Source organism: Clostridium boliviensis (genome assembly GCF_033342255.1).
Taxonomy (GTDB): Bacteria; Bacillota; Clostridia; order Lachnospirales; family Lachnospiraceae; genus Lacrimispora; species Lacrimispora boliviensis.
Window position 1 is genome coordinate 228,487 of sequence record NZ_JAWONS010000329.1, and the last position, 25,894, is coordinate 254,380.

Consider the following 25,894-nt stretch of genomic DNA (forward strand, 5'->3'; position numbering starts at 1 on the left):
AATTGCTCTCCGTTCTTCCCCATATAACCTGTTTTCATATTACTTGAATCTAATTAAGCTGTCAATCTTTTCCATTTTCAGTTATGCTTTTAAGAGCGGTAACAGCCATGGTTTTCAACATTTTATGAATTAAGAATCTGGAATCATCATCAAGATTTCTTACCCGTCCCATCATGAGGGGAATGCTTTTCTGCCACTCAGCTCCGATCTGTTTGATGTTTTGTGTATTTCCTGTATCCAGTACAGAGTACAGTGCATTGACAAAACGTCCCCGTTCCTCATCAGAGACTGCTTCCAGCCAGTTATGCAGTGATCGATCCATGTATTTTGCATTTTTAGTCAGTCGTTCAACAAAAACAAAATGATCCCCTTCAATAATCCAGGAAAAGGGATCGTGCTGTAAAATGCCGGTTCTGTTGCTTTTTACAATCGAATATTGCTCCTGGTTCTCCAATAGCATACCAATCACAGAAGACTGGGGAATCGTCTTCTCTACGATTGTATCACTACCTTCCAATTCAAGGAGGTCTATGGCATTCTCTTTAAACCCCGGACCATCATGAGAATAAACCTTCACAATCCGATTCTTTAACTGGCTGTTTAACTTTGCATAAACATAAATAGCCAGATTCCCTCCTTTGGAATGGCCCCCTAATATTAGCTTTCCTTTAAACTTTACGCCCACTTCAGCTACATAACGAACCGCCTCTTCCTGCGAGGGAACCGGATATTTAAATGCCATGTTAAAATCTTCCTTCCACCCCACCAAAGTGGCATCCGTACCGCGAAATGCAATATAAGCCGTATCATCATCCAGAAAAACAGTAACTGCACAGAACTGTTTTTCCAATATACAATCCATATCTTCCCGGTAAAAACCAAGTGTCAGATTCCGGTAACGAGGGCTGGCAGCCATGGCAAACAAAAGCCTTAAGCTGTTTTCCTCATCCCAGACATGGCAAAACATCTCTCTAAAATGCTCTGCTTTTAGCAGGGAGCCTATGGTGGGGAGCGTTTTACCCTGCACAAATCCCGGCACAAACGAAGAAAGACCAATGTAGGAAAACTTGGAAAAAATAAGACTATCTACAGAGTGAAATGGTTTTCTGTTAAAATCTGATAATTCGCGTTCTGCATAATTAATGATATTTGCCATTTAAAAAATCTCCTTATTCTGTCATCGCCAGATTATTTCATTAGTATTTGTTTCAGTTTCCTTTTTATGCTTATGACTCTACGAAGCGTTTATTGAAAAGATTATAATCAGGAGCTACAATCATGTTGAAAGACCGTAAACAGATTTTTTCAGAAAGGTGGTGGAAAATGGGTAATCCAACAAAAAAAGAGTTAAAGGAACAGTACAAAAACAGAGTTCTTACCGGGGGAATATACCGCATTCAATGCAGTGGTGATAAATCATATTGGTTACGTGCCAGTTTAGACATCCAGGGATCCCATAATCGGTTTGCGTTTTCAAAAAAAACGGATTCCTGTCCTGAAATATGCATGCTAAAAGCCTGGAAACAATACGGGGCAGATGCCTTTTCGCTTGAGACTTTAGAGGAATTAGAAAAAAAGGAAACACAGACACAACGACAGTTTTCAGATGATATAAACACACTACTTGAACTATGGGAAGAAAAATTTATGGAAGGGGGACAATAACCATGGAACGTACCATTGATATCAGTAATTTTCTTGATGATACCGGAAAGATTACACAATTATCGCAAAAGAACCGTTTAAGAATAGAAATACTATGTTATCTGGCTGAAAAATTCCAGCCAGACCGCAGTTATACTGAAAAAGAGGTAAACTCTATCTGTGATGAGTGGCATACATTCGGAGATTACTTCCTGCTCAGGAGAGAACTGATTGATAACGGTCTTCTGTGCCGCGAGACGGATGGCTCGCGGTACTGGAAGCCTGCGTCTGAATAATAGAAAGGAGAACACAATTAGCTGGTAGTTTCCTTACCTGAACTATTGATCATATATTGCCCCAGTTCTTTGTTCCACTCACTATACTTCAAATCACTGCGGTGATCCGTCAGGCGATAATATTCAGCCAGATAACCGCCCAGATACCGGCTTACCTTATTGGCTCCGCTGGTATTTAAGTGGTCCCCTTCATCTCTGCTGTCTTTGCTCCAGTCCATCTTTAACTCCTTCGTAATAAGATTTAAATCCAGATAGGGAACTTTATTTTTAAGTGCATAATCATTCACTGTATTATGCCGGCTGTAGTCCCAGTTTTTAGGTGCTGTGACTCCAACTAACAAAAGATTAATGTGCTTATCCCTGCACAACCTTACAATCTTGTCTGTCCAGAAGGTCACTGTCTGGTCAAGGGGCTCTCTTCCATCTGATTTGTTCATGTATTCGCCGCCTTTATAGGCCGCAATCTTTTTACTGGGAAGAAATCCTTTCATAAAATCCGTCTGGCTGAAGTCCCACTCCTGTTTCCAGTCACGGGAAGTCAGATTTTTCCACCTGTCATGATAGCGGAAAACCGGCAGATAGTACTGGGAGGCTTTTTCCAGTGAACGGGATAATTCTGTCTGTAAATCTCTGTGATGATAGAATAAATCCGTTTCAAGAATTATCAGTTTAGGATTCTGCCGTTTCAACACCATTTTAAGCATATAATATGCTTCCACTGCATGCTGGCCCGACTGGCTGCACACGAACGATGTAATACCGTGGTCTTTCCACATAACCATGGGGGAAATGGAAGAAAATCCTTCACTATCCCCCACGACAACCACATCCAGGGAATCAGAGGGTTCTGCCAACACTCCATTTGCATGTATATCTCTGTCTGCCATTCCGTCTTCCACCGTATTCTTTTTAGGCATGAACAAATAAGAACACTGAATTAACAACAGGAGAAAACTTCCCCAAAATCCAATTATTTTTGCAAATTTTCTCATTTTGGCTCCACTTCTCTTAAACGGCTTAAACAGGCAGCTTCCTCTATCAGAATTCTGCCTGCTTAAACTTCTAATTGTTTTTTTATTTCTTTTTAGTAGTGCTCTCCTGGCTTTTACTTTTTGTCGTTTTATTATCTGTCTTTTTATTATCTGTGCTTTTTGCCGGCTCTGTTGTTTTTTCAGCCTGTGTTGTTTCCTTCTCTGCATTCTTTACAGCGGCACTGGTTTCTTTCTTCTGTTTAGGAGCCTTTTTCTTCTCTTTTGTGACCTTTGAAGAAATGGTTGTCTCTGGCTGTTGTTTTCCATCCGCTTTCTTATCCTGATTACCACATGCTGCTACCGATACAGATATTGCAGCTGCCATCATAAAAACTGCCATTTTCGTTAATAATTGTTTCATTGTTATCCTCCTGCTTTATGCATTTTCAAAGTTCTTTTGCTTTGATAGTTCACATTCTAACAGTCTTTCCTTAATTATTTGTGATTCATATCTTAACAATTCTGAACTTATCTCCGGAACAAAAATGTGCATGTTTTTAAACAGATAAACTGCTCTTTATTACTCTCCTATTCCTGGTTTGGAAACAGGAGCCGAAGCCTGTATATTTCTTCATCTATTTCTTCCAGGCATTCTCCATTCATTGATTCCATCATATAACGTACATTTTCCATGCCGATTTTTGAAGTTTCCATAGGTAGATCCTGATGCCATATCCTGTTACAAATTTCTATTCCAGTTGCATTATCCTCATAAACAGTGCAAATCCTGATCATTTCTTCACGACTGGCATACCGTACAAGATTCATGCTTAAATTATCTATAATCCGTGCTATATAATCCATTCTGACTACAACAGCAACTTTCTTCCAATCCAACTCAGTCACTATATGTAATCCCTGGCTTTCCAGAAACAATACCATCTCAGATAAATAATCACTGAATACACTTTGAAATATCCTGGTTTCTTCCATATTTTCTACTTTGCTTTTATCCATAACCTGACAGTATTCAAACAGGCGGTCTGATAATTCCTTCATCTGCACTGCTTTCAGCATAACTTTATCCAGATAATACTGATTCATATTTTTATCCTTACAGACCTCAGACATAAGAATCTGCACATACATGGTCAACGCAGTAAGCGGAGTTCTCAAATCATGGGCAATACCTATAATCAGATTCTGATTCGCCTGCCGAAGTTCATTCTCTCTCTCAAAATTATATATAAGTGAACGACGAAGCTGATTTAAATCATTTGCGAGTCCTGCTAATTCATCATCTCCTGTCACAGTAACCGGATGTTCCAGACAACCGCCCTGCATAATACTAACCTCATTCTGAAGGCTTTGGATATATTGAATCCGCTTTCTGACTCCCCAAATAAATAATATCATAAATACAAGAAAACTGATTAAAAGTTCCACGACAAGTGCATACATATGGTAACGATAAGCAAACGCCCCCTGCAAAAACACCTCTGCTTTTCCATCTGCAAAGAAGAGTTGATAATAACTATCTCTGTAATATGGAACTTCCATTTCATTATAATCATCTTCGTCGCCTAACAGATCTGATACATATAACAAAGTATCGTTCCGATATATTTCCAGATATATCACCGATTGATTTTTTACCCATTTCGACAATTTACGGCTGTCAGAAGGAGTAAGATTATTTTGTATCACATAATCCTGCAATTTCTGAACTGTTTTTACTTCTACTTTTTCCAGATAAGATGTAGTAGTAAAAAAATAATTAATACCTGCTCCCACAACTATATTCAGTATAAAAAAAAGGAGGCATGCAGCAGCCGCGCTTGCAAAAAGCAGAAGAATCAGTTCTCCAACCAGGCTTTTTACAAAACAACTCATTTTTTCTTTTGCAGATATCCAAATTTTACCCAATCCGATACCCCTTTCCCCATACAGTACAAATCCGTTTCGGTTCCTGAGGATTTTTCTCGATTTTCAGTCTCAGTTTTCGTATATGCACCATAATGGTATTGTTAGAACCATAAAAATACGGTTCCTTCCACACGCTTTCATATATATTCTCGGCTGAAAATATTTTGTTGGGATACTGCACCAGCAGTTTTAAAATCTGATATTCAATCTCTGACAGTTCCACATTCTGCCCTTCAATTAATACTTCATTATAAGCAATGGAAACACGTATTCCCTTCCATTCCACAAAAGCTGCTTCTTCTGTTTTTTCATGGTTTTTTCCCTGATATACATGATACCTGCGCAGCAATGCCTTAACTCTTCCCAAAAGTTCTGCATAAGAAAATGGTTTGGGCAGATAATCGTCCCCACCTGCCATTAATCCCAACAATTTATCCGACTCTCTGGCTTTTGCTGTTAAAAAAAGGATAGGAACATTCGAAACTTTTCGTATTTCCTCGCATGTCCGGATTCCGGATATTCCCGGCATCATAATATCCAGAATAATCAGGTCATACTCCTCATTGAGCATATCCAATGCTCTGTTTCCTGATTCCGCCTCCGTAATCGTATATCCTTCACTGCCCAGTAATACTCTTACGCCTTCCCTGATATCTGAGTCATCTTCCACCATTAAAATATTTCCACTATTCATATTATCACCACCACTTTCATTATACTTTTTTTATCATAAAAATCTGCTAAATAATTCTTAAATTTTCTGAAGATCTTAATTTCACTTTCCATCTTTTTGATATGCTTCAGAATTGTTAAGAATTATTTCAGGATGGATTAATATTTCCATGCAACAATAGTTGCACAGGAAAGGAGGAAGCAACTTCAAACATGATAAATAACATTAAATTTACAATAAAAAGAAAAAAGGTAGTAACTGTGGGATTTCTACTGTTACTGACCGTTGTTTTACTGTTCTTTATAAATGCATATTCACAGGGACAATTTCATTCCCTTGATTCTCTCAGGAATTATATAAAAGGATTTGGGATAATGGCTCCTGCTGTACTTATCTTATTGCAGGCAGCTCAGGTAGTGATTCCTGTTCTTCCAGGTTTTTTCGGTTGTGCAGTCGGCGCAATCCTCTTTGGCTCCTTGGGCGGTTTTTGGTATAACTACATCGGAATCAGCATTGGCTCTATTATTGCCTTTTTTCTGGCACGACAATTCGGCATCGGTCTGGTCAAAGCCTTATTCACAAATAAACAATATGAAATCTGGTCAGCAAGGCTTGGTGACAGCAAGCGTTTTTCCATTCTATTATTTGCCTCAATCCTCCTTCCGCTGTTTCCAGATGATTTTCTCTGCTATTTTTCCGGACTGACCAATATAAGTTCAAAAAAATTTATCTGGATAATTATTTTAGCCAAACCCTGGTGCATTCTGGCCTATAGCTTGATTTTTGCTGAAATCTTATAAATGAAATGGAGAAGAGATCTTATGAACAAACATCTGTTAGGATTTTATAACTATACTGTTATATTGACGTATTCAGGAATGCTGATTGCATTCCTTGGGATATATGCTATTCCATCGAACAATTACTTCAAAATCAGAAACTGGCTGCTGAATATCAGAATGGCACCTGTCTGATTTTTCGTCTGGCTCCTCAAAATTATCATAGATACTGCTATATAGATAATGGTCTGGCAGTAAAACAGGTATCCATACCCGGTATTCTTCACTGCGTGCGGCCCACAGCTTTAAACACTTACCCTGTATACATTCAAAATTCCAGAGAGTATACAATTATTAATACGAAAAATTTTGATACTGTTATACAAATGGAAATTGGAGCGCTCATTGTCGGAAAAATTCACAATCACAATAACCATATCTATACAGAACGCGGCGCTGAAAAAGGATATTTTGAATTTGGAGGATCAACAATTATTCTTCTTCTTAAAAGGGGAATCCTTCAAATGGATGAACGTATCATTGAAAATATGAAAAAAGGAATAGAAACAACTGTAAAATACGGTGAGTGTATTGCATTGAAGCAACAATGAATCTATTACGCAGTTCTCATATACCTGTTCGATAATGGACTAATCAATAAGAGAATAGATCTGGATACTTACTACTTTCCTATTCTTTATGTGAAAGTTCATTACATTTGTATAATCTTTTTCCTCAAAGCGGAAATCGTCTTCCCCGTCACTTATTTCTCCCCCCAGTAAATTGCCTTCCGGATAAGCTTCTTTCAGCGTTTCAAAGCTGTCTCCCACCTTAATGTTTCTCACAGACGTATATTGGGGGCTGGTTATTTCAATCTGATAAATATAGAACTTGTTATCTTCCGCTGCATCAATTGTTTTAATAACAAGTCCGGGAAAAAAGTACTGTTTTTCTGTCTTTCCTGTCAGCTGGTCCATATTTAATCCATCAGAAGAAGAATACGTATGAGTTTTAATGTTTTCCGCTTTACCAAGCATGCCCTCAATTTTTTGGTCATCTGTTGTGTCTAAAAGAGCAATTGTATTTTCCTTATAAATGAACCCCAGCTCCTTTAAAGATTCCTCTGTTGTATTTTGTGAATCGCTCTTAGCAGTGGTCTCTGCTGCTGCAGAGGAAGCTGCTGTTGTTACGGCTTCGGTACTAACTGACACATTCGTGGGAGCAGTTGTCTGATCCGGTGATTTTATACTGTTTTTCCCACAGCCAACAGATGCACCTACACATAATACCAGAGCCCCAGCTACAATCGATATTTTTTTAAATGCTTTCATCGCTACTCCTTTCAATCAGTCTCTTTATTCCTCTTATTGTACCCGATATTCCTGTTAATTAGCAAATGTTTTTGTATAAATGGCTTTTCAGCAGAAAAACTGCTGCAGTTGAATAATCCCCGACTGCAGCAGCTTTTAATAATTTAACTTATGAAATTTATTTACTCCAACGAGAAGGATAATAAACTTGCATTTCCATTTCCCCGGTAAGTCAGATAAATGGCCTGCTTCCCATTTTCCATTTCCAAATCAGCTGAGTACTTCTCCCACACATTGGTATACTGTATCTGGATTTTAGCAAGCACTTTGCCGTCCCATGCATTTTTTACTTCAAAATACCCGGCTGCATATCCTCTGGTGGTAATCGTAATACGCCTGATATCCTCACATTCAAAATATTTAAATCCGACAGTAACCCCATCTGTTATACAGGCAATATAACCCGGCTCTTCGTCTCCATCTCGGCCATCCTGGGTGATCTTTGGGATGTTAACTTCTGATTTTTGTCCTGTCTGAAATAAATTACACGCCATATAAGCGCCATATTCCCCTTTTCCAGGAAGAACACCTCCCATTCCGCCGGTTGTAATTTCCGCCTGCAGAATCTTCCCATTTTCCAAAATAGTAACAGGCTCTGCACAGCCCTGACGGCTGTACCAGGTTCCATTGGTATGCCTGTGATAGAAAATATACCATTTTCCCAGAATCTCTACCAGACTTCCGTGATTATTGGCTGCGAATGCTGTATGCATTCCGGCTGGCTTATACGTATCAATTCCCTCATCACAATTGCTGACAATGACTCCTCCATAGGTAAATCCACCTGACGGACTGTCACTGACTGCATAGCACAGTTCATGCATTGCTACTGAGGAATAGATAAAATAATAGGTACTGCCTTTTTTTCTGATGGAAGGTGCTTCAAAAAACTCGTGACCTTCAAAGCCAGTTCCTGCGCTATATGGCTTACTGGGCGCAATCACGACAGGTTCCTCTAAAACGGTTACCATATCATCCGCCAGCACCGTCATAACAGCACCCTTTCTTAAAGCCTCCTCAGGACCACAGAAACCGCAGTAGAGATAGACTTTGTTCCCCTCTCTTAATACACCCGGATCAAACTGGGGCGGATCTCCTGGCCGTTCTCCCAGGCGTCCTCCTTCCTGATCCCTGACATATCCATAAAACTCATAGTTTCCTGCCGGGGTATCACAAACAGCAACCGATACCACCGGTACCTTGTCAAGAACATAGTAAAGATAATATCTTCCGTCTGACCCCACTACTACATCCGGTGCATACAGACACATCTTTCCCTCTTTGTTCATGGGGTCACTGGTTTTCGGATAAATCACTCCTTCATACCGCCAGTTTCCAAGATCATCAACCGGTGCAGACCAGCAGACATAATCTCCCAGGCAGAAAACATAACCATTAAAAAAATCATGGGAGCCATAGACATAAACTCTGTCCCCAAACACATAAGGTTCCCCGTCAGGAATATATTCCCAGGACGGGAGATATGGATTCATTGCATATTTTTTCATCTTATCTCCATTCTGACAGCCGCCTGCTGTAATTTAATATTTCTCTTTCAGCCTGTTTAACAGAAATTCCATGAGAGGCTGTACCTTTTGTTCCTGCATACCTGTTTTTTCTGTGGAAAATAACATTCCCCATGGGGTTTCCTTTGTAAACGTCAGCCACTCAGGCATTGGCTTACCATTTGCATCTTCTCCGTTGGGATCGCCTTTTTTTACGAAATTCACCCAGTAATCAGCCATATATCTTGCCAGATCATAGTGCTTACCTTCAAACGGACGCCAGCATTTTGCAAGTGTCTCAAAAAAGAACCATAAATCTACTGAATGGAAGTTCCCCGGATTATCCCAGCCAGGAATATCTGCATCAAAGGTATAATAATAGCAGGGAACCGGGCTGTTCTGCTGTAAATTCCGATGAAACAGTCCTCTTACAGCATACTCGATGCTGCTCACTGAGCCTGCATTTCCCTCCGAATCCCGCGGGTTATCTCCCAGCAGCCGAAGAAACTCCTCCTCCTGTCCGGGGAACAGCATTTTAACCTTATCCTTCAGTTCTCCATCGGAGTCCGCATGAATGGAATCAAAAAATTCGTCGGAGGTATTACCCGCCATAACCGGAACCATTGCTCTTTTATTCTCCATAAAGCGCTGGTAGGAATTGCCAAAGCAGAACTGCCCGTCAATAACCGTTCCCATAAACCCGCCAAATTCAACATACTTTTCATACAATTCTTTCCCATTCATGGCTCTGGCCTGAGCCAGGTCTTTTGCACCGATAAATTTAAAGAACTCTTCTCCTGTTTTTTCTGCATCAGCCAGTGTATGACTGAACGGATCGGGATTTTTGTCATATGGACGGCAGAAAACTCCGCTTAACACGATTGCTTTTTGAAACAGACCTTCACTTCTGGGTGTGGTTAAATGTGTCATTACACTGCCACCCCCTGCCGATTGTCCTGCTATAGTTATATTTTGCGGGTCTCCGCCAAATGCCTCAATGTTTCTGATTACCCATTTTAAACCTTCCAGCTGGTCCAGATGGCCAAAATTGGCGGGAGCCTCCGGCTGGCTGGCAGTCAGCTCCGGATGAGATAGAAATCCAAACAAATTCACCCGGTAATTGACAGACACCACAATAATCCCTCTCCGTGCCAGTCTTTCTCCATCAAATTCCATTTCAGCAGTATATCCGCATTGCAGTCCGCCTCCAAAATACCATACCAGAACCGGGAGCTTTTCATCGGCTTTCTTTGCTCCAGTCCAGACATTCAGATAAAGGCAGTCCTCGCCCATTGCTATATCCGGATCCACATGCCATTCCCTGTCATAGATATTATCACTAAGCCCTGGAACTCCCTGCATGGATATTGGGGCAAACCGGAAACAGTCCCGGACTCCCTCCCAGTTTTCACATGGTTTCGGCTCACGCCATCTGTTTTCACCCACAGGCGGTGCTGCGAATGGAATTCCCTTAAACGATGTAATCCTGGGATCAGCAGCTTCGATTCCTCTTACCAGCCCATTTTCTGTTTTTACTACACGTATCATGATAGCCTCCTATTCCTGCCTCACAGTTTTCTTGGATCAACAGGAAAGACCCTGCCGGATACCAGCTCTTTAAAGGGACCAGGCCTGCAGGTATCACTTACCAGAGTCGTCCCAAAGAAATCATTGGAAACCAGCACATCTTTTCTGACTGTTTTAATATCTTCTATTTTCATTATGTACTGATGATGTTCTCTTCCCCTCATGGTATCCCACGGGGTTTGATCCACACTGCGGAATACAAGCGTATAATTATCGGTATCCAGCTCTATAGAAAAGACTCCCTCCTGTCCCTCTTTATCAAATCCATAAAATTCCTGCCATGCAGGAAGATCCAGACAGCAGGGAGGTGCAGGATATAAAACCCTTAAATATCCACCCTTCATGGTAACGTAGAGATTCCCTTCAGCCTGATTCTTCTCCGTTGGCATTTTAATGGCTGCTTCTTCACATTCATAAAATATATTATTAATGAAATGAGCATCTCTTGAAGTCCCGCCTCTTAAATTCCCATGCATACGGAAGGCAACCGGTTTTGCAAAATATCCGGCACTGCGGCATTTGCCGATTAAATTATTGGCAATATATAAGTGGTCGGTACCTTCGCCGTAAATTGCATATCCATTTACAATTCCATCCTCTTCCATCTTATACCACCCCGAAGAACCCGTCTCCTTAGGGACTTTTGCCGCATCAAATCTGCCTTCCACATTCCAGAATATATTATTATCAATTAAATTGACTCCGTCCCTGGTACATTCAATGAAAACCGCTTCCCTCTGCTCTAAACCATCTAAAAACAGATTTTGCGTAATCCGGTTATTTTCATTGTTACAGTCCAGCCACAAATGATCTGCCCGGAACGTTTTTGTAAAAATGTTTCTTCTGATCAGACTGTTCCTGCAATTATGTATTTTCATACCTCCGGCTTCCCAGGACAGTTCCATCCTCTGCCAGCCTGTGCCCTCGATCAGATTGTCTTCTATCAGAAGATTCTGCGCAAATAAACCGGCGATCCCGCATACCCCTGCATTCTTAATCCGGCAGCGGCGAATTATGGTATTGCCTATAATCTGGTCCTCCGGTACGCAGTGATGCCAGCACTCATTCCCGATATCGATTCCTACGCCATTGGCCCAGTCCACTTCACAGTCTTCAATGATCCAGTGATGCCCCCTGAAACAGGAGATAGAACCTCTCTGGGGAACCGGGGCTCCTGTCGCTGCATGTGCACAGGTAAGTCCTTTTACCTTTATATAAGATAAGAAGGGAATCTCCGGAGCAAAGCATTGCTCTCTGCATGTAATCTCTATCAGATGTTTTCCCGGGTCATCATCATTGCTTAATCGAAAATGGACCGTCTGGCCATTGGCCTCCACCCAATACGTATTCTCCTGTGTACCCATCTGTTGGTAAAGCGACACCTGCTTAAGAGGCTTTCCGTCGCAGAATACCATTCCCCGTCTGTTTAAATACGTGGTCATATCGGTTTTGTCATATTCCAGGAATAATCTGTCATGAAGGATATTCACTGCACAAAATGGATTATATCCTTTAAAATCCTCCGGGTTCAGCTTTATCTCCCATATGGAAACACCTTCCTCCAGCGCATCTGTGGAAAAGTGATTCAGTCTCCAGCCCTGGCTTGGTGTAAAATTTCTTATCTCCTGGGAAGCTTTAATATATACCGGCTCATTCTGCCATGCCTCATAGCAGATCATACGGTCCGGACCGGATCCGCCGCTGCCGCTGCTTCATTGATGGTCGGAAAGGGGGTTTCAATACTTCCGTCATGCTCCTTTGACGTTCCAGCCTGATTGCAGTCCACATGCAGTTCCTGCTCATATCTTTGTTCCTGTTCCCAGAACGCGAAACTTGTGCCTTCCGGAAGTATTGATGTCAGATCCATAAAATCTCCTCTTATATGTGTGCTTATTTTTTATTGACAGCCAGCTTGGCTTCTAACTCAATCTGATATTTATCCTTATCAAACTTAACCAGATCATCAAATCCCATTCCCTGCATCTGTGTACACATCTCATCCCAAAGGGAATCAAATTCTGCGTCATCCTTGGCATAGATCATTCTCCATGAATAATCACAGAACAGATCGTTGCACTGCTTGCGGATTATGGATATATCTGCCGGATCACTTGGCAGAGATACGCTTACGTTCGGGCTGATTAACAGAATCTTATTATCCTTCATGTAATCAACCGGCTCCGCAGCTCCGAATTTAGCTGCCCAGTCCTTTTTCATCTGTGTCATAGTAGCTGCTTTATACGTGCTCCAATAATCTTTGTTATATGGCTCCCCTGTACCAGGGTCTGTGCTGATGGCATCCACCATCCATTGGTTGATTGCATTCATGCCATCGTTATATCCGCCACCGCCCAGCTCTTCCGGTACCGGTATATTATCCATGAGCGCATTATCATTAATTAATGTATATTTTCCGTCACTTCCCACGGTATAGTTAAAATCTTTTAATCCATCGTGCTGGTAGGTAAGACCTTCGGGGCCTGCATACCAATCCAGGAAATCCATAATTCTCTGATATTTTGCACCATCAACCTGAGAACCTACGGCAAAAACACGGCCGCTGCCATAATACGTATCTGCATCTGCATAATAGGTCTGATCCTTTATTGGTGTATAAATAAATGCCGTTCCATTCTTTAACCGGTCCTGTGTATTCCAGAAGCCTACCTGCCAGTTGTACCACATTAAGTACACTCTGCCTGTTTTCATCTTATCACAGGCTGTATTCCAGTCCTGTGTACCGGAATCGGGATCTACGATTCCTCTTCTGTTGGCTTCATTTAAGAAATGCAGCATCGTATAGTACGTACCGTCTTTACTGTTTACCGGTATAAAAGTATTATCCGGTTTTAAAAGAAGAGACCCTTTGATTTTTTCCCCATACCAGGTTGTTAACTGTGTGACATTGGCAATTCCCAGCATACCGTCTCCGCCATCCCAGTCAGACCATAATGATAATGGATAAGCCGGATCTCCGGCGTCATTAGTAGGATGTGCCTTCATCATTTTTTCCATTATATCTAAGAGATCATCCATATTCTTAATTTCCGGTCGTCCCAGTTCCGTATACAGATCCCATCTTAAAAGCGGACTGGAGGCAATCACATCCTGAGAATAGGAGGTCGGTGATGTATTGGTCATCTGGCATGGAATTCCGTAAGTTTTTCCATCTTTATTTTCCGGAATCGCTTTATTTAACACATCAATCTGATCCTGATATGACATTAAATTGGGATAATTTTTGATATCTGCCGTAATATCCTTAATTAAACCTGCCTTTACACAATCCGTAAAATCGGTGCGTTCCAGCACAACGATATCTCCCAGATTCCCTGTACTGCAGCGGGTCTGGTAGATCCCATCCCCTGCTACCTGGGGGGATATCATATTCAGCTCAATGTTGAACTTATCCTTTACCACCTTTGCAAACCACCCTGACTGTGTCCCCTGATAATTCGCTGCAACATCGTAGATATCAAAGGTCATCGGTTCATCATAGCTGCCAGTTCCTGTTCCAGTACCTGTGCCGGCAGCGGCGGCTGTTGTCTGTCTGGTTGCTGCAGGACTGCCGCACCCTGCAACCATAACTGCTGCCATGGCTGCTGAAAGCACTTGTAAAACTCTCTTTTTCATTTTCATATACTGCTCCCTTCTTTAATTTGCAATTTATTATCCTTTCACAGCACCGATCATAATCCCTTTTACAAAGAACCTCTGGAAAACCGGATAAACCAGTATAATCGGCGCTACTACTACAATGGTAACGGTCATACGGATGGAGGTTGCGGTCTGGGCGTGAGCCAGACTTGCCGACATCTGTGCTGAGGAGGCGTTGTTATTAGCAAGAGCTTTTAAAGAGCTTGCCTGGTTGATATACTGATAAAGTGTAAACTGCAGAGTATACAGCCGTTTATCCGTTACCAGAAGCAGCGTATCCTGAAAGGCATTCCACTGTGTCACAGCTGTGAAGATTGCAACGGTGGCAAGGATGGGTTTTATTAAAGGGGTGATAATCTGAAAAAATATTTTCAGCGTGCCCGCTCCGTCAATTTCCGCCGCATCCTGCAATTCCCTGGGAATGGACTCTACAAACGTCTTGCACAGGACAATATAAAACGGTGATACTGCAACTGGTAATATGTAGCCCCAGAAATTATTGGTTAAATGAAGATTCATCATGGTGATGTACCATGGAATAATACCGGCATTAAAATACATGGTCGCAACAACAAAACGATACCAGAATTTTCTCTTCCACATGGATTCCCTGGTAAACATATAACCAAGAAAAGCAGCGATAAATACAGTGACAACTGTCCCTACCAGCGTCCTGGCTACAGAAACCTTAAGTGCTGAAAACAGTCCCTGAATCTTAAGGACAGAAGCATAATTATTAAAATGGATTCCAACCGGCCAGAAAAGAACCTTTCCTCTTTCGCTTAGATCGTTAGCGCTGATGGTATTAATGAATATGTAGTAGAACGGATAAACACATATAAATGTAAAAAACAAATAGACAATACAGGTAATTGTATCAATCATAATATCTTCAAAGCTTTGCTTTTTTTTATGCTTTTCAATCTTTTCTCTCATTGCTGCTCCTTTCCGCCTCATTAAACAAAACCTTCTCCTCTGACCATTTTGGAAATCTGGTTTGTTGCGCACAACAGTAATACGCTTACGATGCTCTTAAAGATGCTGATGGCAGTGGACAGGGAATACCCCCCGCTTCCCATTGCGATATTGTAAACGTACAAATCCAGTACCTGTATGTAATCTTTATTGAAGGCGTTCTGAAAAACAAAATACTGTTCCATTCCATTTGTCAGGAAATTAGCGAGATTTAACATAACCAGCACAAAAAATGTAGGAATTAATCCCGGAATGGTAATATGCCAGATTACCTGCATTCTTGAGGCCCCATCTACTCTGGCAGCTTCCTTTAGCTGTTCGTCGATTCCGGATATGGCCGCTATATACATTATTGCAGCCCACCCCGCATTCTTCCAGGTAAGCCACAGCCACATTTTAAACCAGATATGATCTGCAGACTGAAGATAAAGCTGGGGCGTAGAAATAATTCCCAAATTCGTCAGTAAGCTGTTTATTACACCCGTACTGGAAAAAACGCAGTATGCAATGGAATACACCAGAACCCAGCTGATAAAATTAGGTAATGTGGTAGCTGTCTGGACAAATACTTTAAATGGCTTCCATTTAATTTCATTGAGAAATACTGCAAAAATCATGGGAAACCAGGAAAAGAGAAGGCTCAGCCCGCTGATTGCAAAGGTATTCCTTAAAACAGCCAGCAGCTGCCTTACCTTTACATCGTTGGTAAACAGGGATACAAACCATTTGAATCCAACAAACTGCTCCATACGAAGGGGAAACGGGGGCTTATAGTCAAAAAACGCATAAACCCAGCCGTAGAGCGGATAATACGAAAAAACAGCTACTAAAAGCAGAAACGGTAACACATACATAAACTCTCTGAATGCCCTTGCCTTTTTTCTGTCAGAAAACATTCTCATGAAAACCATCCTTTCCTGTTCTTACAGTTTCATAACAATTTAAAGGATCCGTATCCTCTTTTGTAAATCGTTTAACCTATTAATTGGAATTATATTCCACTATGTGGATGTAGTCAACAAATATCGTAATTCAATTGTTTCTTTTGTATATTTTTAACAAGTATTTTTCTTAATTATTATACTTAATTACTATGTTTTTTCCTGGCTTTTATGTATGAATCGTTTTACGTCTCACCGGCTGTGCTCAGATGAACAAGAAAAAAACAGATGCGTTTTGTATCTTTTGCATCTGCTTCCGTATTGATTCTGTTATTATATATTATAGCAATTTTCTCACCGATTTTCTGAATATCAGGGTACATGGTACAGCAATTTCGTTAATTCCCGGTTCCTTTTCCTCTCCTTCCTGGTCCAAAGACTGGATTAACAGCTCTGCTGCCTTTTTCCCAATCTCTTTTAGGGGAAGAGCTGCCGTTGTCAGGGATGGCCGGAAATATTCAGCAATTATCTGATCGTCAAATCCTACCACAGAGATATCCTCGGGTGCTTCCAGTCCATTCTCTTCCAGATAGTCATAAACTCCCCCTGCAATAATATCACAAAAACAGAAAATTGCAGTAACGTTCTTTTTTAGCAGTGATTTTGCGCCTTCATATCCGCATTCCCGGTCCCAGTTCCCATAACATACCAGATCCGGATTATAAAAAATCTGGCGGTCGTACAAAGCTCTCTGATATCCGGTCAGACGCTTATCCATATGTATGTTATCTTTTCTTCCTCCGATAATCCCGATTCTGGTGTGCCCCATATTAAGAAGATATTCTGTCATATCATACCCCCCTTTTTCGTCATCAATTACGACAGAAGGGAATAAGGGTGTATGCGTATATCCGTATGTCATGACAGCCGGTATCTCCAGATCTTTATGAAAACATCTCATATTTCTTGCATGGCCGGGTACATAAATAATCCCATCCACTTGAATGGACAACAGCTCCTGGAGCGCCGGATTCAAAACTGAATTATACTCCTCCTCATCTTGATACCATTGTTCATTCCATCTTGCATACAGACGCAGGTTTACCATAATCGTCCTGTAATTTTTCGATTCACAATAAGACATAATGCTCTCAATAATTATGGGCGTGGAAAACAACGAGATATCTTCTGCGATGATCCCGATTAACTTTGTCTTTTTTTTACGCAGACCCTGGGCTATATAGTTCGGCTGATATCCGGTTTCCTTTATTACTTGTAATACCCTCTTCTTTGTCTCCTCGCTTACCTTTGGTATCCCATTTAAAATGTTTGATACCGTGGATACGGATACGTCACATCTCTTTGCGATCTCTTTTAATGTTACCATGGCACTTTACCCCTTCAAACTGTAGCTGACATTGGAATAGAGCTGTTATTTTTTCCTGTAACGTTCTGAAAGACCCTTTAAGAAAACCTTGATATAGCGGTCCCCGCACACCTTGTAATTGCGCTGTCCTTCTCTCCTCAGCAGAGCACTTAGTTCCCCGTTTGACAGTTCTGCTCCTCCTGCCTTAAAAGCCGCCAGCATGTCCTCTCCGGTAAACGCCAGTGCTATCTTAACCTTTTTTAAAAAAACGTTGTTGACATTCCGGTCATCTTCGATTAGAAAATTTGGTTTTACAGATTCCCCTGGTTTTGCTTCCTTTCTTCCACGTTTAAATGTAATAAAACCATTTAAAAAGGATTCCAGCATATGATTATTACAAATGTTTTTTAATGAATCTGTATCACTGTCGGCTTTAAATGCTAACAGCTCCTGCACCTGCGCTTTCGTCTGCATAACGCCGCCCAGTTTAAAAATTTCTGCCATGTCACTGTCTTTGATATCCAATGCATATCTTAATCTCTTTAATATATCAATGTTTTCCATAGGAACCTCTTTTACACTTTAAATTTATATTCATGCTTTACTATAACATGCCTCTAATATTTATCCAATGCTTTTGTGACCTTTAATTGTTTTCCATTAATGGTAGTATGGCTCATCGCTTCCATCACCATTGGTCCTTTACCGTTCAATATTTCCACATAGGTAAGCGTGTCCTGAATTGTTATGATTCCGATATCTTCCGCTGACATGCCTTCTAAATTAGACAGTACCCCTACAAAGTTTGTCGCTCTCAGTTTCTTTTTCTTACCGCCGTTAAACCGCAGTTTCATGATCCCTTTGTTTAACTGATCGCTTTTTAACTGTTTGATCTCAGGTGCAGCTTTTATTTTCTTATCAAAGATAAGTCTGGCCTTTGATACCTCCGTTTTCTCGTATACTGCCCGTTCCTTAATCTGAAATCCGATGAATGCTTCAATCTGCCTGATGAATCGGTCCTGGGAGGGAGTTGCCAGCAAAAACGCCTTTCCTTTGTGACCTGCCCGTCCGGTTCTTCCAGTCCGGTGTACATAGGTTTCCGCCTCCATAGGAATATCATAGTTAATAACAAGGGATATATGATCAACGTCAATGCCTCTTGCCGCCACATCTGTGGCAACCAGATACCGGTACTGCCCTCTTTTAAACCGGCGTATGGCAGAATTCCGATCGGTCTGTTCCATGCCCCCGTGCAGCTTTTCCGGGCGGTAATTCATCTTTTTCAGCTGTTCCCATACCAGATCCACCCGGTCCTTTGTGCTGCAGAAGATAATACAGCTGTCCGGATTTTCCATAATCGTAATATCTGTAAGCAGATCAAACTTGTCTTCCTCTGACGTAATAAAAAGAGAATGTTCGATATCCGCTGTCAGACTGCCTTCCTCATGAATATCGATCTGGGTTGGTATCCTGTGCTCATTCAATGATAAATCTTTTATTTCCTGAGGCATTGTGGCAGAAAACAGCAGGGTAACCCTGTCATCTGGAAGCTCTTTTATAATTTCCTCTACCTGATCAATGAATCCCATATCAAGCATCCGGTCGGCTTCATCTATGACAAGGCAGCTAATCATGCTTAAAGGCAGAGTGCCTTTTCTTATATGATCCATCACACGCCCGGGAGTGCCCACTGCCACATGTGTCTTTTGCTTTAATTCTGTCTTCTCAATGGAAAATGGATGACCGCCGTAAATTGCTGCAGCCTTTATCCGTTTGAATCGCCCGATATTGGTAAAATCCTCCTTCACCTGAATCGCCAGTTCTCTTGTGGGTGTGAGAACCAGAGCCTGGGGTTTATTCTCCAGCCAGTTGACTGTCTCACAGATAGGAATTGCATAGGCAGCGGTTTTCCCGCTGCCTGTTTTTGCTTTCACAATAAGGTCTTTTTTTTCTAATGCCAGTGGAATGACACGCTCCTGAACTTCCGTGGGTATTTCGTAATCCAAAACATGAAGTGCTTTTTTTATTTCGTCGCTCAAAGAAAAACTGTCGAATTTTTTATAAATCATATTTGTTCCTCTCATTCCGTTCATACGGTGCAGCCACCTGATTTTAAAACTGCATGTGAACATTCTATCATCTCATTGAGCAACTAACAACCGCAACTTGATTCTATTGCCATTTTTTATACTTTATTATTATAAAATCTTTCCTTCAGTTTCCTCCCATTCCTATTATGGCGCAGTAATCTGCCACTGCTGATTATACCCATTGTTGCTGCTCCACTGAATTACATTTCCGCCATCAGCCGCAGAACCCTCTTCTACATCAAGAAGCTTTCCGCTGTTTACATTTACAAGATTGTAATAGCCATTCCCCAGATCAATTAAGTTCCATCTCTGGTTATTCTGTCCGTTGTCTGTCCACTGGATTACGTCCGCTCCGTCTGCTGTGGAACTCTTATAAACATCAAGAACCTTACCGCTGTTTGTATTGTTCAGTTTATACCCATTACCTGTATCAGTCAGGATCCATTTCTGATTACTCTGACCGCTATAGCCCCACTGAATCACATCAGCGCCGTCTGCGGTAGATCCGTTGGTAACATCCAGAGCTTTGCCGCTGTTCCTGTTAATCAGTCTATAAGTTTCTCCTGAAACAATCCCCGTATTCCCCCCTGTACCGGGAGTAATATAAATGCGGTAACCTGAACTGTTATTGCATCCGGATAAATTCACTGAAATCTGCCCATTTATAACAGGATAATTGGAAGAGGACAGAACAACCGGCCCTCTGGATACGGTATCTTTGCTCACCCAGTCTATCTTTTCCACTTTTACAGATGCAGTGGAACCGATAAAGGAAGGGATATTTTTGAAGGTTGTACTGACAGTCCCGTCATTTGGTCCTCCAAAAATAAAACTTACGTATTTTGCACTGGAATCAACGCAGGCTGCGCCATCCACCAGATCGCTGTCATCATTAGGCGGAGTAACAAATACCATGTTTCCGGTCATATCTCCATACCATTTATAAAAATACCAGCCTGCACCTTTTTCTGTATTAGTTGCAAGAAGACTGCCAAGTCTTCCGGGAGTTGGTACAAACCACCAGGTGATACAGGCACTTTCCACCTTATGACGCTCGAATTTTGCGATAAAACGTGCGGAAGAACCTGGCTGGCCTTCCAGATTATGATCCGGGTCACAGTATTCATTAATACTGATCGGCAGAGGAGCGATACCAAGGGAAGACTCTAAAGCCCGGTACGTTCTAAGATTGGGTGCGATTGTCTTCGGTCCCCCAGACAGCTCATGCCAGCTCATGATATCGGGCATGCATTGATTGGCTTTACAAAAAGTCAGAAAATCCCTCATGCGGGAATTATTGTAATAGCTTTCACATGGTCCTATGATTTTAACACCGGGATCATTGGCGCGGATCACATCATAGGTCTGTTTCCACATGTCATTAAAACTGCCGTTGGACGAATTCCAGGTTCCTCCTGGCTCATTCCAGATCTCATAACCATAATAATTATTACGGCCTGATGCTTTCTTATCATTAATAAAAGACCTTACCTGATTCAGCCAGCTGGTCATTCCAGGCCAGCGGTACGGCCAGCCCGGCAGCATATCTGCCAGATCAACGGATACCCTTGCACTGGGAACAGACGCTAACTTCTGGGAAACCAGAATAGCCGCTCCGTACGGATGCTGGTTTCCATTTTGGCCTCTGGCCGGATTCCTCATGACATAGGGCTTTAAGGGTGCTACAAGTCCATTTACATCAGCCGGGATACTCTCTGTCATTCCATACAGGGAGCCACTGGCACAATGGGTCACTTCTCTGACTACATTGGCACAATCAACTGTCATCGTATTTGCTGCCAGTGCCGGAATCTCCGGAACCATGGATATCACCAGCATAATGCTCAGCAGAAATGCCAACATTCTTTTCACTTTCAACATACATATTCCTCCTGCTATTTTTATTGAATGCATTCATTTAATAAAAAGTAAAATGGTCTGAATATGTAAACCGATACTGAAAAAATTATTCTATCTCACTGCAATATTTTTCTAAAGCCACAATAGCCTCGTCACTGATAAAATGTTCTATTTTACAAGCATCTTTACTGGCTGTCTCCTCATTAACCTTACAGCAGACAGCCAAAAATTGTTTCAGCAGCTGATACTTGGCAGTAATTCTTTTCCCCTGCTTACGTCCTTCATCAGTGAGACAGATTTCACCGCCTAATGGCTTTACTACCAACCCTTTTTTCTGCAAGATCATTATGGCGTTATTTACACTTGGCTTGGATACTCCTAAATAAGCAGCAAGATCTATGGAACGCACTGCATGCTCCTTTTCTGATAACAGGAATATAGCCTTTAAATATTCCTCTTTTGATGGGCTGAGTTTTTTCCCTGAACTACTATGCATATTTTGATACATCATAAATCCTCCATAGTGTAAAATGAGTATGGTTACCATACACTTTATTATAAATTTTCATCTTGTTCATTCATTTCATCAACTGATAAATTCTCTGGAAAGGAAAATGGGAATTCATATGGATTAATGTATAAAAAAGGGCTGTACGAAGTAAATGCATGATAAATCGTTTGTATCGCTCTTTCATTTGCTGCGGATTTTTGTTTATAATCCCTCTCATTTAATTCAATGGATCCAGGTATTCTATGTGATTTTGATAACTTTTTCCGTTTAATGTTAGTTCCTCCTAACCGAATGGTGCAAAACATGTATGGTTACCATACACATTGCTAAAATTTTATTCCTCTAACTTATCGTTGAAAACTTTGACCTTGCCGATCAGGGCTGATAAAAAGTCTGATAAAAATTTCAGTTCGTGCTCTGAAGCATCTTCCAATTGTTCTTCAACCATACTGTTTATGACCATATGATAATGCATATGATTACTATGAGCCTTTTTACCCTTTTCAGTCAGATACAGCGAATATCTGGACAAGTTAAGTTCATCAACTTCCTTTATAATCAGAGCCTTTCTCTCCAACTTTTTAAGAATCTCAGAAACAGCTCCTTTCGTCACTCCCAGGATATCGGCTAATCCTCCTACATGGATGCCGGGGTGCTCAGCAATAGCCATTATTACATGTATCTCAGAATGAAAAATAGGCACATCTGTTCCGTAGTAACGAGTTTTCTTATCCAGTTCAATTAATGCAGAAGCAAAATGAAGTGAATCATATGCAATTTGATGTTTGTTTGCTATTATTTTATCCATATCAAAAGTATATGGCTACTATACACTTTTGTCAAGCTGAAATCTGCTCACCGTCACTGTTATTAATTCCCTTCATACTTCAATCAGTTCCAAAACTACTTTATCCAGAAAAGAAGATATCTTAACCCGGTCATTCTCTGAGCCAAGAAGGTTGACACTCAGTACAGGTTTATTATCAAAGGTAGAGACCGCCAGTTGAAAATAAGGGCTGTATTTCACGGAACCTTATCATAAAAGAACCGTAATAAATCATCTTATGCTGAAGTAATTACGGCTCTTTTATTCTCTATGCATAAATTCCATAGTCTGTTTGCATCCAAAAAATTGTTTATAATTGATGATCGTGAAAATATTAATAAGTTATTCTTATTTGAGAATTGCTACTGTATTATTATACCATGTAAGCAACTAATATTTAATCACTATCCGGTAATTTAATGTTGAGATTTCTAAATACATTGTCTATTTTACAAAAACTTGATGTCCCTCCTAGAACTTTATTTCCAGCAAAGTGTAATCCAACCAATTTATTTTCATCTTTAAGAATTACTGGAGACCCTGAATCGCCTGAATCGGAAAATAATTTACCATCATCAGCCCTCACTCGCACGCAATCATATCGAAATGTGTCATCCACTAAATGTACTGTTACGTTGATGGCTTCAATAGTTCCTTCTGTCAAACCTGTGGTACGTCCTCTTTTAATTACCCTTTTATTCAAATCAGCATCTGAAAGTATTTGAGTTTTGCTTACTTTGCCTATACCTTCAATAGTATTTACTTCTATTTCTGCAGAATCATTAGATTCCGCTAAGGCAGCATCGCTATTCGGAAAATCCTTGTTCTCTAAAGTTATCGCAATAATATTCTTTGCTCCTTTTAATGGTTGTAGAACTGCAAGTCCACTTGAGTTCAAAACATGGAGATTGGAAAGCAAATATAAATTTTTATCGGAATCATCCTGTGATTTTACAAATGTTCCTAATGTTCCTATCCAAGAGCCACTAAAATTTGTAAGATAAATCTGTATCCCACCAATTAAAGGGCGGTAACGGCCTTGATCGGTATTAATAATATCTTTATTATTAATAAATAAAATATCATACGATAACTGAGGTTCATAAATAATATCTATAGGAATATTTGAGGGTATTATATCTGACTTTGAAAGCTCCTCAACCATTATAGGACTGTCAACATAAATTAAAAGTGCAAGTTGACCGTTGTTTTTTCCATCTGCCTTTTTATACCCAATACCGACGGAATGAACACCTTTTTGGGAAAAAAGCTTATTCTCATACTCTTCTTTTGCTAATAAAAGATCATTAAATCCCGTCATACACTTACCTCCGTTTGAAGCTGTTTGTTCTTAAGAAATACCCATTTTTTGAGTTCTTCAACTAACTCTGGGTTCAAAGGGTGGGGCTCAACATCAGTTTCATCGTCTTTTTTTACAGGAGTGAGATAATCTCCTACCATAATTCCATTTGCCGATATTAATGCGGATTCTTCAAGTTCGGGACAGTATACCTTATCATTATACTCCTTCACTTCTAGGTAAAAAATATCTTTAAAAGTTCCGTCCTCAACCATCAGTTTATCTGTGGCAGCAAGATCAATAGCTCGAATAATACCACGATCTGTCTTAATAGGATGATTTTTGGTGATAAACAATGTTTTTTCTTCTGATACACCAACAGCTACAATCTTTTCTTCTATACCCACCACCATGTTTTTTAGCCTTATATACCCTTTATCAGTAAAAATTTTATCACCTTTACTAATATCGTAAATCTTTTTATAGCCATTTTCCGTTCGGATAAGCGTATCTTTTCCTAAGCAGCCCCATAAAATACGACTTTGCTTTATACGTCTCAAATTATCAGAATCAGGTAATTGTTCGCTGGTGACAATTATTGCAGTTTTTTTATATTTCTGGGTTCCTTTTAATCTATAATTCACCGTAAAATTAAGATGAAAGTTAAAATATCCTTCCGCCTGTTTTGCGGTCAGAGGCATATCAACCCCCCAATAATTATATTGCGTGTCATTGGAGTAAGGAAAATCAAATTTCAAAATATTGCCTTCTACCTTTGTACTTATATTTTTTGTATATGCTGTATTAAAGTGTACTTCACCACCTTCTATAACATCACTTGCTATAGACAGATTAAAGGCTGAATCAAAACTTACAGGTTCTGTTGTATTTATTTCAAAAAGTTCATCAAATTCCACATAGATAGAAAATGGATAATAAACGTTAACAAAACGAGTATCTCCTATATACGAATCTTTTGCCTTTATAAAATTATAGGCAGCATCATTATCAGTCCTTCCATTATAGACAACTCGTATATAAGTGGCAGAATCAGTTTTCGGCCTAGGAGCGTTCACGGTTATATTCTTTACTATTTTATTTAAATTTGAAATATCCATATCACAGACTTTGTCTATATCTACATAAACAACATTTTTTCCTTCCACATTATCAATTACTTGGAAATTTGTTTTAGTTTCAACAGATGGCTCCTTTGAATAATTCAGATAAGATGAATCAACTAATTGATTGTTACCAAATTTATTTACCCCTTCATTGTTATATACTGCGTATCCACCAAAAATCTTTCCATGTTTAGGGTCACTAATATCGCTTGCCAACATTAAAAAAGGATGTGATTTCACCATTGTCATAAATGAATTCGCATAAATAGCTGTTTGTATTTTATTTTCTATTTGATTTAACTCCTGCATAGGCAATTCTGTAATACGAAAAGTATCCACATATCCTACTTGTTTACCATTTCTCTCTTCGTATTCCTTGGATTTATGCAACTCTCGGGTGTCATATATCATTTGCAGTATATGCGGAAAATTCTTTTTCAAATAATTTTCCCCACCATATCTATCAAGTACCGAATTAAAATGTTCATCATTAGCATAATCCATTAATGTTCCATAAATCATATTTACCTTCTTTCCTGTGGCTAATACAGTA

At 40.3% G+C, this 25,894-nt stretch carries 27 protein-coding genes; 5 read left to right on the top strand and 22 right to left on the bottom strand.

Features of this window, described 5'->3' with window-relative positions; all coding sequences use genetic code 11:
• Positions 1-61: 61 nt before the first annotated feature.
• Positions 62-1,156, bottom strand: coding sequence for a DUF2974 domain-containing protein (locus RZO55_RS24695; RefSeq protein WP_318066907.1), 1,095 nt, complete (start codon positions 1,154-1,156; stop codon positions 62-64).
• 167 nt (positions 1,157-1,323) lie between these two features.
• Between RZO55_RS24695 and RZO55_RS24700 the strand changes: the two genes are divergently transcribed.
• Together RZO55_RS24700 and RZO55_RS24705 are read left to right on the top strand one after the other, a co-directional pair.
• Positions 1,324-1,665 (top strand): GIY-YIG nuclease family protein, encoded by a 342-nt coding sequence (locus RZO55_RS24700; protein ID WP_318066908.1) that lies wholly within the window; start codon positions 1,324-1,326, stop codon positions 1,663-1,665.
• 2 nt (positions 1,666-1,667) lie between these two features.
• Positions 1,668-1,940: a DUF2087 domain-containing protein gene (locus RZO55_RS24705; protein ID WP_318066909.1), complete on the top strand. Its 273-nt coding sequence runs from the start codon at positions 1,668-1,670 to the stop codon at positions 1,938-1,940.
• Between the two features lie 17 nt (positions 1,941-1,957).
• Here the strand turns inward: RZO55_RS24705 and RZO55_RS24710 are convergent, their stop codons facing one another.
• From RZO55_RS24710 to RZO55_RS24725, 4 genes are all read right to left on the bottom strand, one after another.
• On the bottom strand, positions 1,958-2,932 hold the full coding sequence (locus tag RZO55_RS24710; protein WP_318066910.1) for an SGNH/GDSL hydrolase family protein: 975 nt from the start codon (positions 2,930-2,932) through the stop codon (positions 1,958-1,960).
• A gap of 82 nt (positions 2,933-3,014) precedes the next feature.
• A complete protein-coding gene (locus tag RZO55_RS24715; RefSeq protein ID WP_318066911.1) occupies positions 3,015-3,332 on the bottom strand; it encodes a hypothetical protein in 318 nt (105 codons plus the stop codon).
• A 167-nt stretch (positions 3,333-3,499) separates the two neighbouring features.
• Complete coding sequence (locus RZO55_RS24720) at positions 3,500-4,837, bottom strand: HAMP domain-containing sensor histidine kinase (protein WP_318066912.1); 1,338 nt, start codon at positions 4,835-4,837, stop codon at positions 3,500-3,502.
• A complete protein-coding gene (locus tag RZO55_RS24725) occupies positions 4,830-5,531 on the bottom strand; it encodes a response regulator transcription factor (RefSeq protein WP_318066913.1) in 702 nt (233 codons plus the stop codon). Before RZO55_RS24725 ends, RZO55_RS24720 begins: the two co-directional genes overlap by 8 nt.
• A gap of 191 nt (positions 5,532-5,722) precedes the next feature.
• On the opposite strand from RZO55_RS24725, the gene RZO55_RS24730 reads away from it, so the two are divergent.
• Genes RZO55_RS24730 through RZO55_RS24740 form a run of 3 tightly spaced genes read left to right on the top strand, consistent with a single transcriptional unit; the run spans position 5,723 to position 6,900 of the window.
• Entirely contained in the window at positions 5,723-6,310 is a 588-nt protein-coding gene (locus tag RZO55_RS24730) for a TVP38/TMEM64 family protein (protein WP_318066914.1), read from the top strand.
• A 21-nt stretch (positions 6,311-6,331) separates the two neighbouring features.
• A complete protein-coding gene (locus RZO55_RS24735) occupies positions 6,332-6,484 on the top strand; it encodes a hypothetical protein (protein WP_318066915.1) in 153 nt (50 codons plus the stop codon).
• On the top strand, positions 6,451-6,900 hold the full coding sequence (locus tag RZO55_RS24740; protein ID WP_318067113.1) for a phosphatidylserine decarboxylase: 450 nt from the start codon (positions 6,451-6,453) through the stop codon (positions 6,898-6,900). The genes RZO55_RS24735 and RZO55_RS24740 overlap by 34 nt, the downstream gene beginning before the upstream one ends.
• Positions 6,901-6,939: 39 nt before the next feature.
• Here the strand turns inward: RZO55_RS24740 and RZO55_RS24745 are convergent, their stop codons facing one another.
• From RZO55_RS24745 to RZO55_RS24825, 17 genes are all read right to left on the bottom strand, one after another.
• The gene (locus tag RZO55_RS24745) at positions 6,940-7,620 is read right to left on the bottom strand and encodes a hypothetical protein (RefSeq protein ID WP_318066916.1); all 681 of its coding nucleotides are present in this window, start codon (positions 7,618-7,620) and stop codon (positions 6,940-6,942) included.
• Positions 7,621-7,781: 161 nt separating this feature from the next.
• Positions 7,782-9,167 (bottom strand): family 43 glycosylhydrolase, encoded by a 1,386-nt coding sequence (locus RZO55_RS24750; protein ID WP_318066917.1) that lies wholly within the window; start codon positions 9,165-9,167, stop codon positions 7,782-7,784.
• Positions 9,168-9,200: 33 nt separating this feature from the next.
• Positions 9,201-10,712, bottom strand: coding sequence for a carboxylesterase/lipase family protein (locus RZO55_RS24755; protein WP_318066918.1), 1,512 nt, complete (start codon positions 10,710-10,712; stop codon positions 9,201-9,203).
• Between the two features lie 20 nt (positions 10,713-10,732).
• Positions 10,733-12,430 (bottom strand): right-handed parallel beta-helix repeat-containing protein, encoded by a 1,698-nt coding sequence (locus tag RZO55_RS24760; RefSeq protein ID WP_318066919.1) that lies wholly within the window; start codon positions 12,428-12,430, stop codon positions 10,733-10,735.
• A complete protein-coding gene (locus RZO55_RS24765) occupies positions 12,427-12,618 on the bottom strand; it encodes a hypothetical protein (RefSeq protein WP_318066920.1) in 192 nt (63 codons plus the stop codon). Before RZO55_RS24765 ends, RZO55_RS24760 begins: the two co-directional genes overlap by 4 nt.
• A 23-nt stretch (positions 12,619-12,641) precedes the next feature.
• Positions 12,642-14,390, bottom strand: a complete 1,749-nt coding sequence (locus RZO55_RS24770; RefSeq protein ID WP_318066921.1) for a type 2 periplasmic-binding domain-containing protein — start codon at positions 14,388-14,390, stop codon at positions 12,642-12,644.
• A gap of 30 nt (positions 14,391-14,420) precedes the next feature.
• Positions 14,421-15,365, bottom strand: a complete 945-nt coding sequence (locus tag RZO55_RS24775; protein WP_336624363.1) for a carbohydrate ABC transporter permease — start codon at positions 15,363-15,365, stop codon at positions 14,421-14,423.
• Positions 15,365-16,279, bottom strand: a complete 915-nt coding sequence (locus tag RZO55_RS24780; protein ID WP_336624364.1) for an ABC transporter permease subunit — start codon at positions 16,277-16,279, stop codon at positions 15,365-15,367. The genes RZO55_RS24775 and RZO55_RS24780 overlap by 1 nt, the downstream gene beginning before the upstream one ends.
• A gap of 325 nt (positions 16,280-16,604) precedes the next feature.
• The gene (locus RZO55_RS24785; RefSeq protein ID WP_318066923.1) at positions 16,605-17,651 is read right to left on the bottom strand and encodes a LacI family DNA-binding transcriptional regulator; all 1,047 of its coding nucleotides are present in this window, start codon (positions 17,649-17,651) and stop codon (positions 16,605-16,607) included.
• Between the two features lie 45 nt (positions 17,652-17,696).
• Positions 17,697-18,194, bottom strand: coding sequence for a YehS family protein (locus RZO55_RS24790; RefSeq protein WP_318066924.1), 498 nt, complete (start codon positions 18,192-18,194; stop codon positions 17,697-17,699).
• A gap of 53 nt (positions 18,195-18,247) precedes the next feature.
• Positions 18,248-19,723 (bottom strand): DEAD/DEAH box helicase, encoded by a 1,476-nt coding sequence (locus RZO55_RS24795; RefSeq protein ID WP_318066925.1) that lies wholly within the window; start codon positions 19,721-19,723, stop codon positions 18,248-18,250.
• Between the two features lie 141 nt (positions 19,724-19,864).
• A complete protein-coding gene (locus tag RZO55_RS24800) occupies positions 19,865-21,601 on the bottom strand; it encodes an RICIN domain-containing protein (protein WP_318066926.1) in 1,737 nt (578 codons plus the stop codon).
• Positions 21,602-21,686: 85 nt separating this feature from the next.
• A complete protein-coding gene (locus RZO55_RS24805) occupies positions 21,687-22,091 on the bottom strand; it encodes a metal-dependent transcriptional regulator (RefSeq protein ID WP_318066927.1) in 405 nt (134 codons plus the stop codon).
• Positions 22,092-22,425: 334 nt separating this feature from the next.
• A complete protein-coding gene (locus RZO55_RS24810) occupies positions 22,426-22,899 on the bottom strand; it encodes a MarR family winged helix-turn-helix transcriptional regulator (RefSeq protein ID WP_318066928.1) in 474 nt (157 codons plus the stop codon).
• 72 nt (positions 22,900-22,971) lie between these two features.
• Positions 22,972-23,118 (bottom strand): hypothetical protein, encoded by a 147-nt coding sequence (locus RZO55_RS24815; protein WP_318066929.1) that lies wholly within the window; start codon positions 23,116-23,118, stop codon positions 22,972-22,974.
• Positions 23,119-23,314: 196 nt separating this feature from the next.
• A complete protein-coding gene (locus RZO55_RS24820) occupies positions 23,315-24,238 on the bottom strand; it encodes a Nal1-like putative serine protease (RefSeq protein ID WP_318066930.1) in 924 nt (307 codons plus the stop codon).
• A complete protein-coding gene (locus tag RZO55_RS24825) occupies positions 24,235-25,863 on the bottom strand; it encodes a Hint domain-containing protein (protein ID WP_318066932.1) in 1,629 nt (542 codons plus the stop codon). Before RZO55_RS24825 ends, RZO55_RS24820 begins: the two co-directional genes overlap by 4 nt.
• Positions 25,864-25,894 lie beyond the last annotated feature (31 nt).

Bases quoted from the DNA above. Each gene is read 5' to 3' on its own strand.
- RZO55_RS24810 (WP_318066928.1), bottom strand. From the start codon at position 22,899: ATGGATAAAATAATAGCAAACAAACATCAAATTGCATATGATTCACTT.
- RZO55_RS24825 (WP_318066932.1), bottom strand. From the start codon at position 25,863: ATGATTTATGGAACATTAATGGATTATGCTAATGATGAACATTTTAAT.
- RZO55_RS24725 (WP_318066913.1), bottom strand. From the start codon at position 5,531: ATGAATAGTGGAAATATTTTAATGGTGGAAGATGACTCAGATATCAGG.
- RZO55_RS24710 (WP_318066910.1), bottom strand. From the start codon at position 2,932: ATGAGAAAATTTGCAAAAATAATTGGATTTTGGGGAAGTTTTCTCCTG.
- RZO55_RS24775 (WP_336624363.1), bottom strand. From the start codon at position 15,365: ATGAGGCGGAAAGGAGCAGCAATGAGAGAAAAGATTGAAAAGCATAAA.
- RZO55_RS24795 (WP_318066925.1), bottom strand. From the start codon at position 19,723: ATGAACGGAATGAGAGGAACAAATATGATTTATAAAAAATTCGACAGT.
- RZO55_RS24730 (WP_318066914.1), top strand. From the start codon at position 5,723: ATGATAAATAACATTAAATTTACAATAAAAAGAAAAAAGGTAGTAACT.
- RZO55_RS24735 (WP_318066915.1), top strand. From the start codon at position 6,332: ATGAACAAACATCTGTTAGGATTTTATAACTATACTGTTATATTGACG.
- RZO55_RS24705 (WP_318066909.1), top strand. From the start codon at position 1,668: ATGGAACGTACCATTGATATCAGTAATTTTCTTGATGATACCGGAAAG.
- RZO55_RS24760 (WP_318066919.1), bottom strand. From the start codon at position 12,430: ATGATCTGCTATGAGGCATGGCAGAATGAGCCGGTATATATTAAAGCT.
- RZO55_RS24765 (WP_318066920.1), bottom strand. From the start codon at position 12,618: ATGGATCTGACATCAATACTTCCGGAAGGCACAAGTTTCGCGTTCTGG.
- RZO55_RS24785 (WP_318066923.1), bottom strand. From the start codon at position 17,651: ATGGTAACATTAAAAGAGATCGCAAAGAGATGTGACGTATCCGTATCC.
- RZO55_RS24780 (WP_336624364.1), bottom strand. From the start codon at position 16,279: ATGTTTTCTGACAGAAAAAAGGCAAGGGCATTCAGAGAGTTTATGTAT.
- RZO55_RS24770 (WP_318066921.1), bottom strand. From the start codon at position 14,390: ATGAAAATGAAAAAGAGAGTTTTACAAGTGCTTTCAGCAGCCATGGCA.
- RZO55_RS24790 (WP_318066924.1), bottom strand. From the start codon at position 18,194: ATGGAAAACATTGATATATTAAAGAGATTAAGATATGCATTGGATATC.
- RZO55_RS24695 (WP_318066907.1), bottom strand. From the start codon at position 1,156: ATGGCAAATATCATTAATTATGCAGAACGCGAATTATCAGATTTTAAC.
- RZO55_RS24700 (WP_318066908.1), top strand. From the start codon at position 1,324: ATGGGTAATCCAACAAAAAAAGAGTTAAAGGAACAGTACAAAAACAGA.
- RZO55_RS24715 (WP_318066911.1), bottom strand. From the start codon at position 3,332: ATGAAACAATTATTAACGAAAATGGCAGTTTTTATGATGGCAGCTGCA.
- RZO55_RS24800 (WP_318066926.1), bottom strand. From the start codon at position 21,601: ATGTTGAAAGTGAAAAGAATGTTGGCATTTCTGCTGAGCATTATGCTG.
- RZO55_RS24820 (WP_318066930.1), bottom strand. From the start codon at position 24,238: ATGACGGGATTTAATGATCTTTTATTAGCAAAAGAAGAGTATGAGAAT.
- RZO55_RS24805 (WP_318066927.1), bottom strand. From the start codon at position 22,091: ATGATGTATCAAAATATGCATAGTAGTTCAGGGAAAAAACTCAGCCCA.
- RZO55_RS24755 (WP_318066918.1), bottom strand. From the start codon at position 10,712: ATGATACGTGTAGTAAAAACAGAAAATGGGCTGGTAAGAGGAATCGAA.
- RZO55_RS24745 (WP_318066916.1), bottom strand. From the start codon at position 7,620: ATGAAAGCATTTAAAAAAATATCGATTGTAGCTGGGGCTCTGGTATTA.
- RZO55_RS24750 (WP_318066917.1), bottom strand. From the start codon at position 9,167: ATGAAAAAATATGCAATGAATCCATATCTCCCGTCCTGGGAATATATT.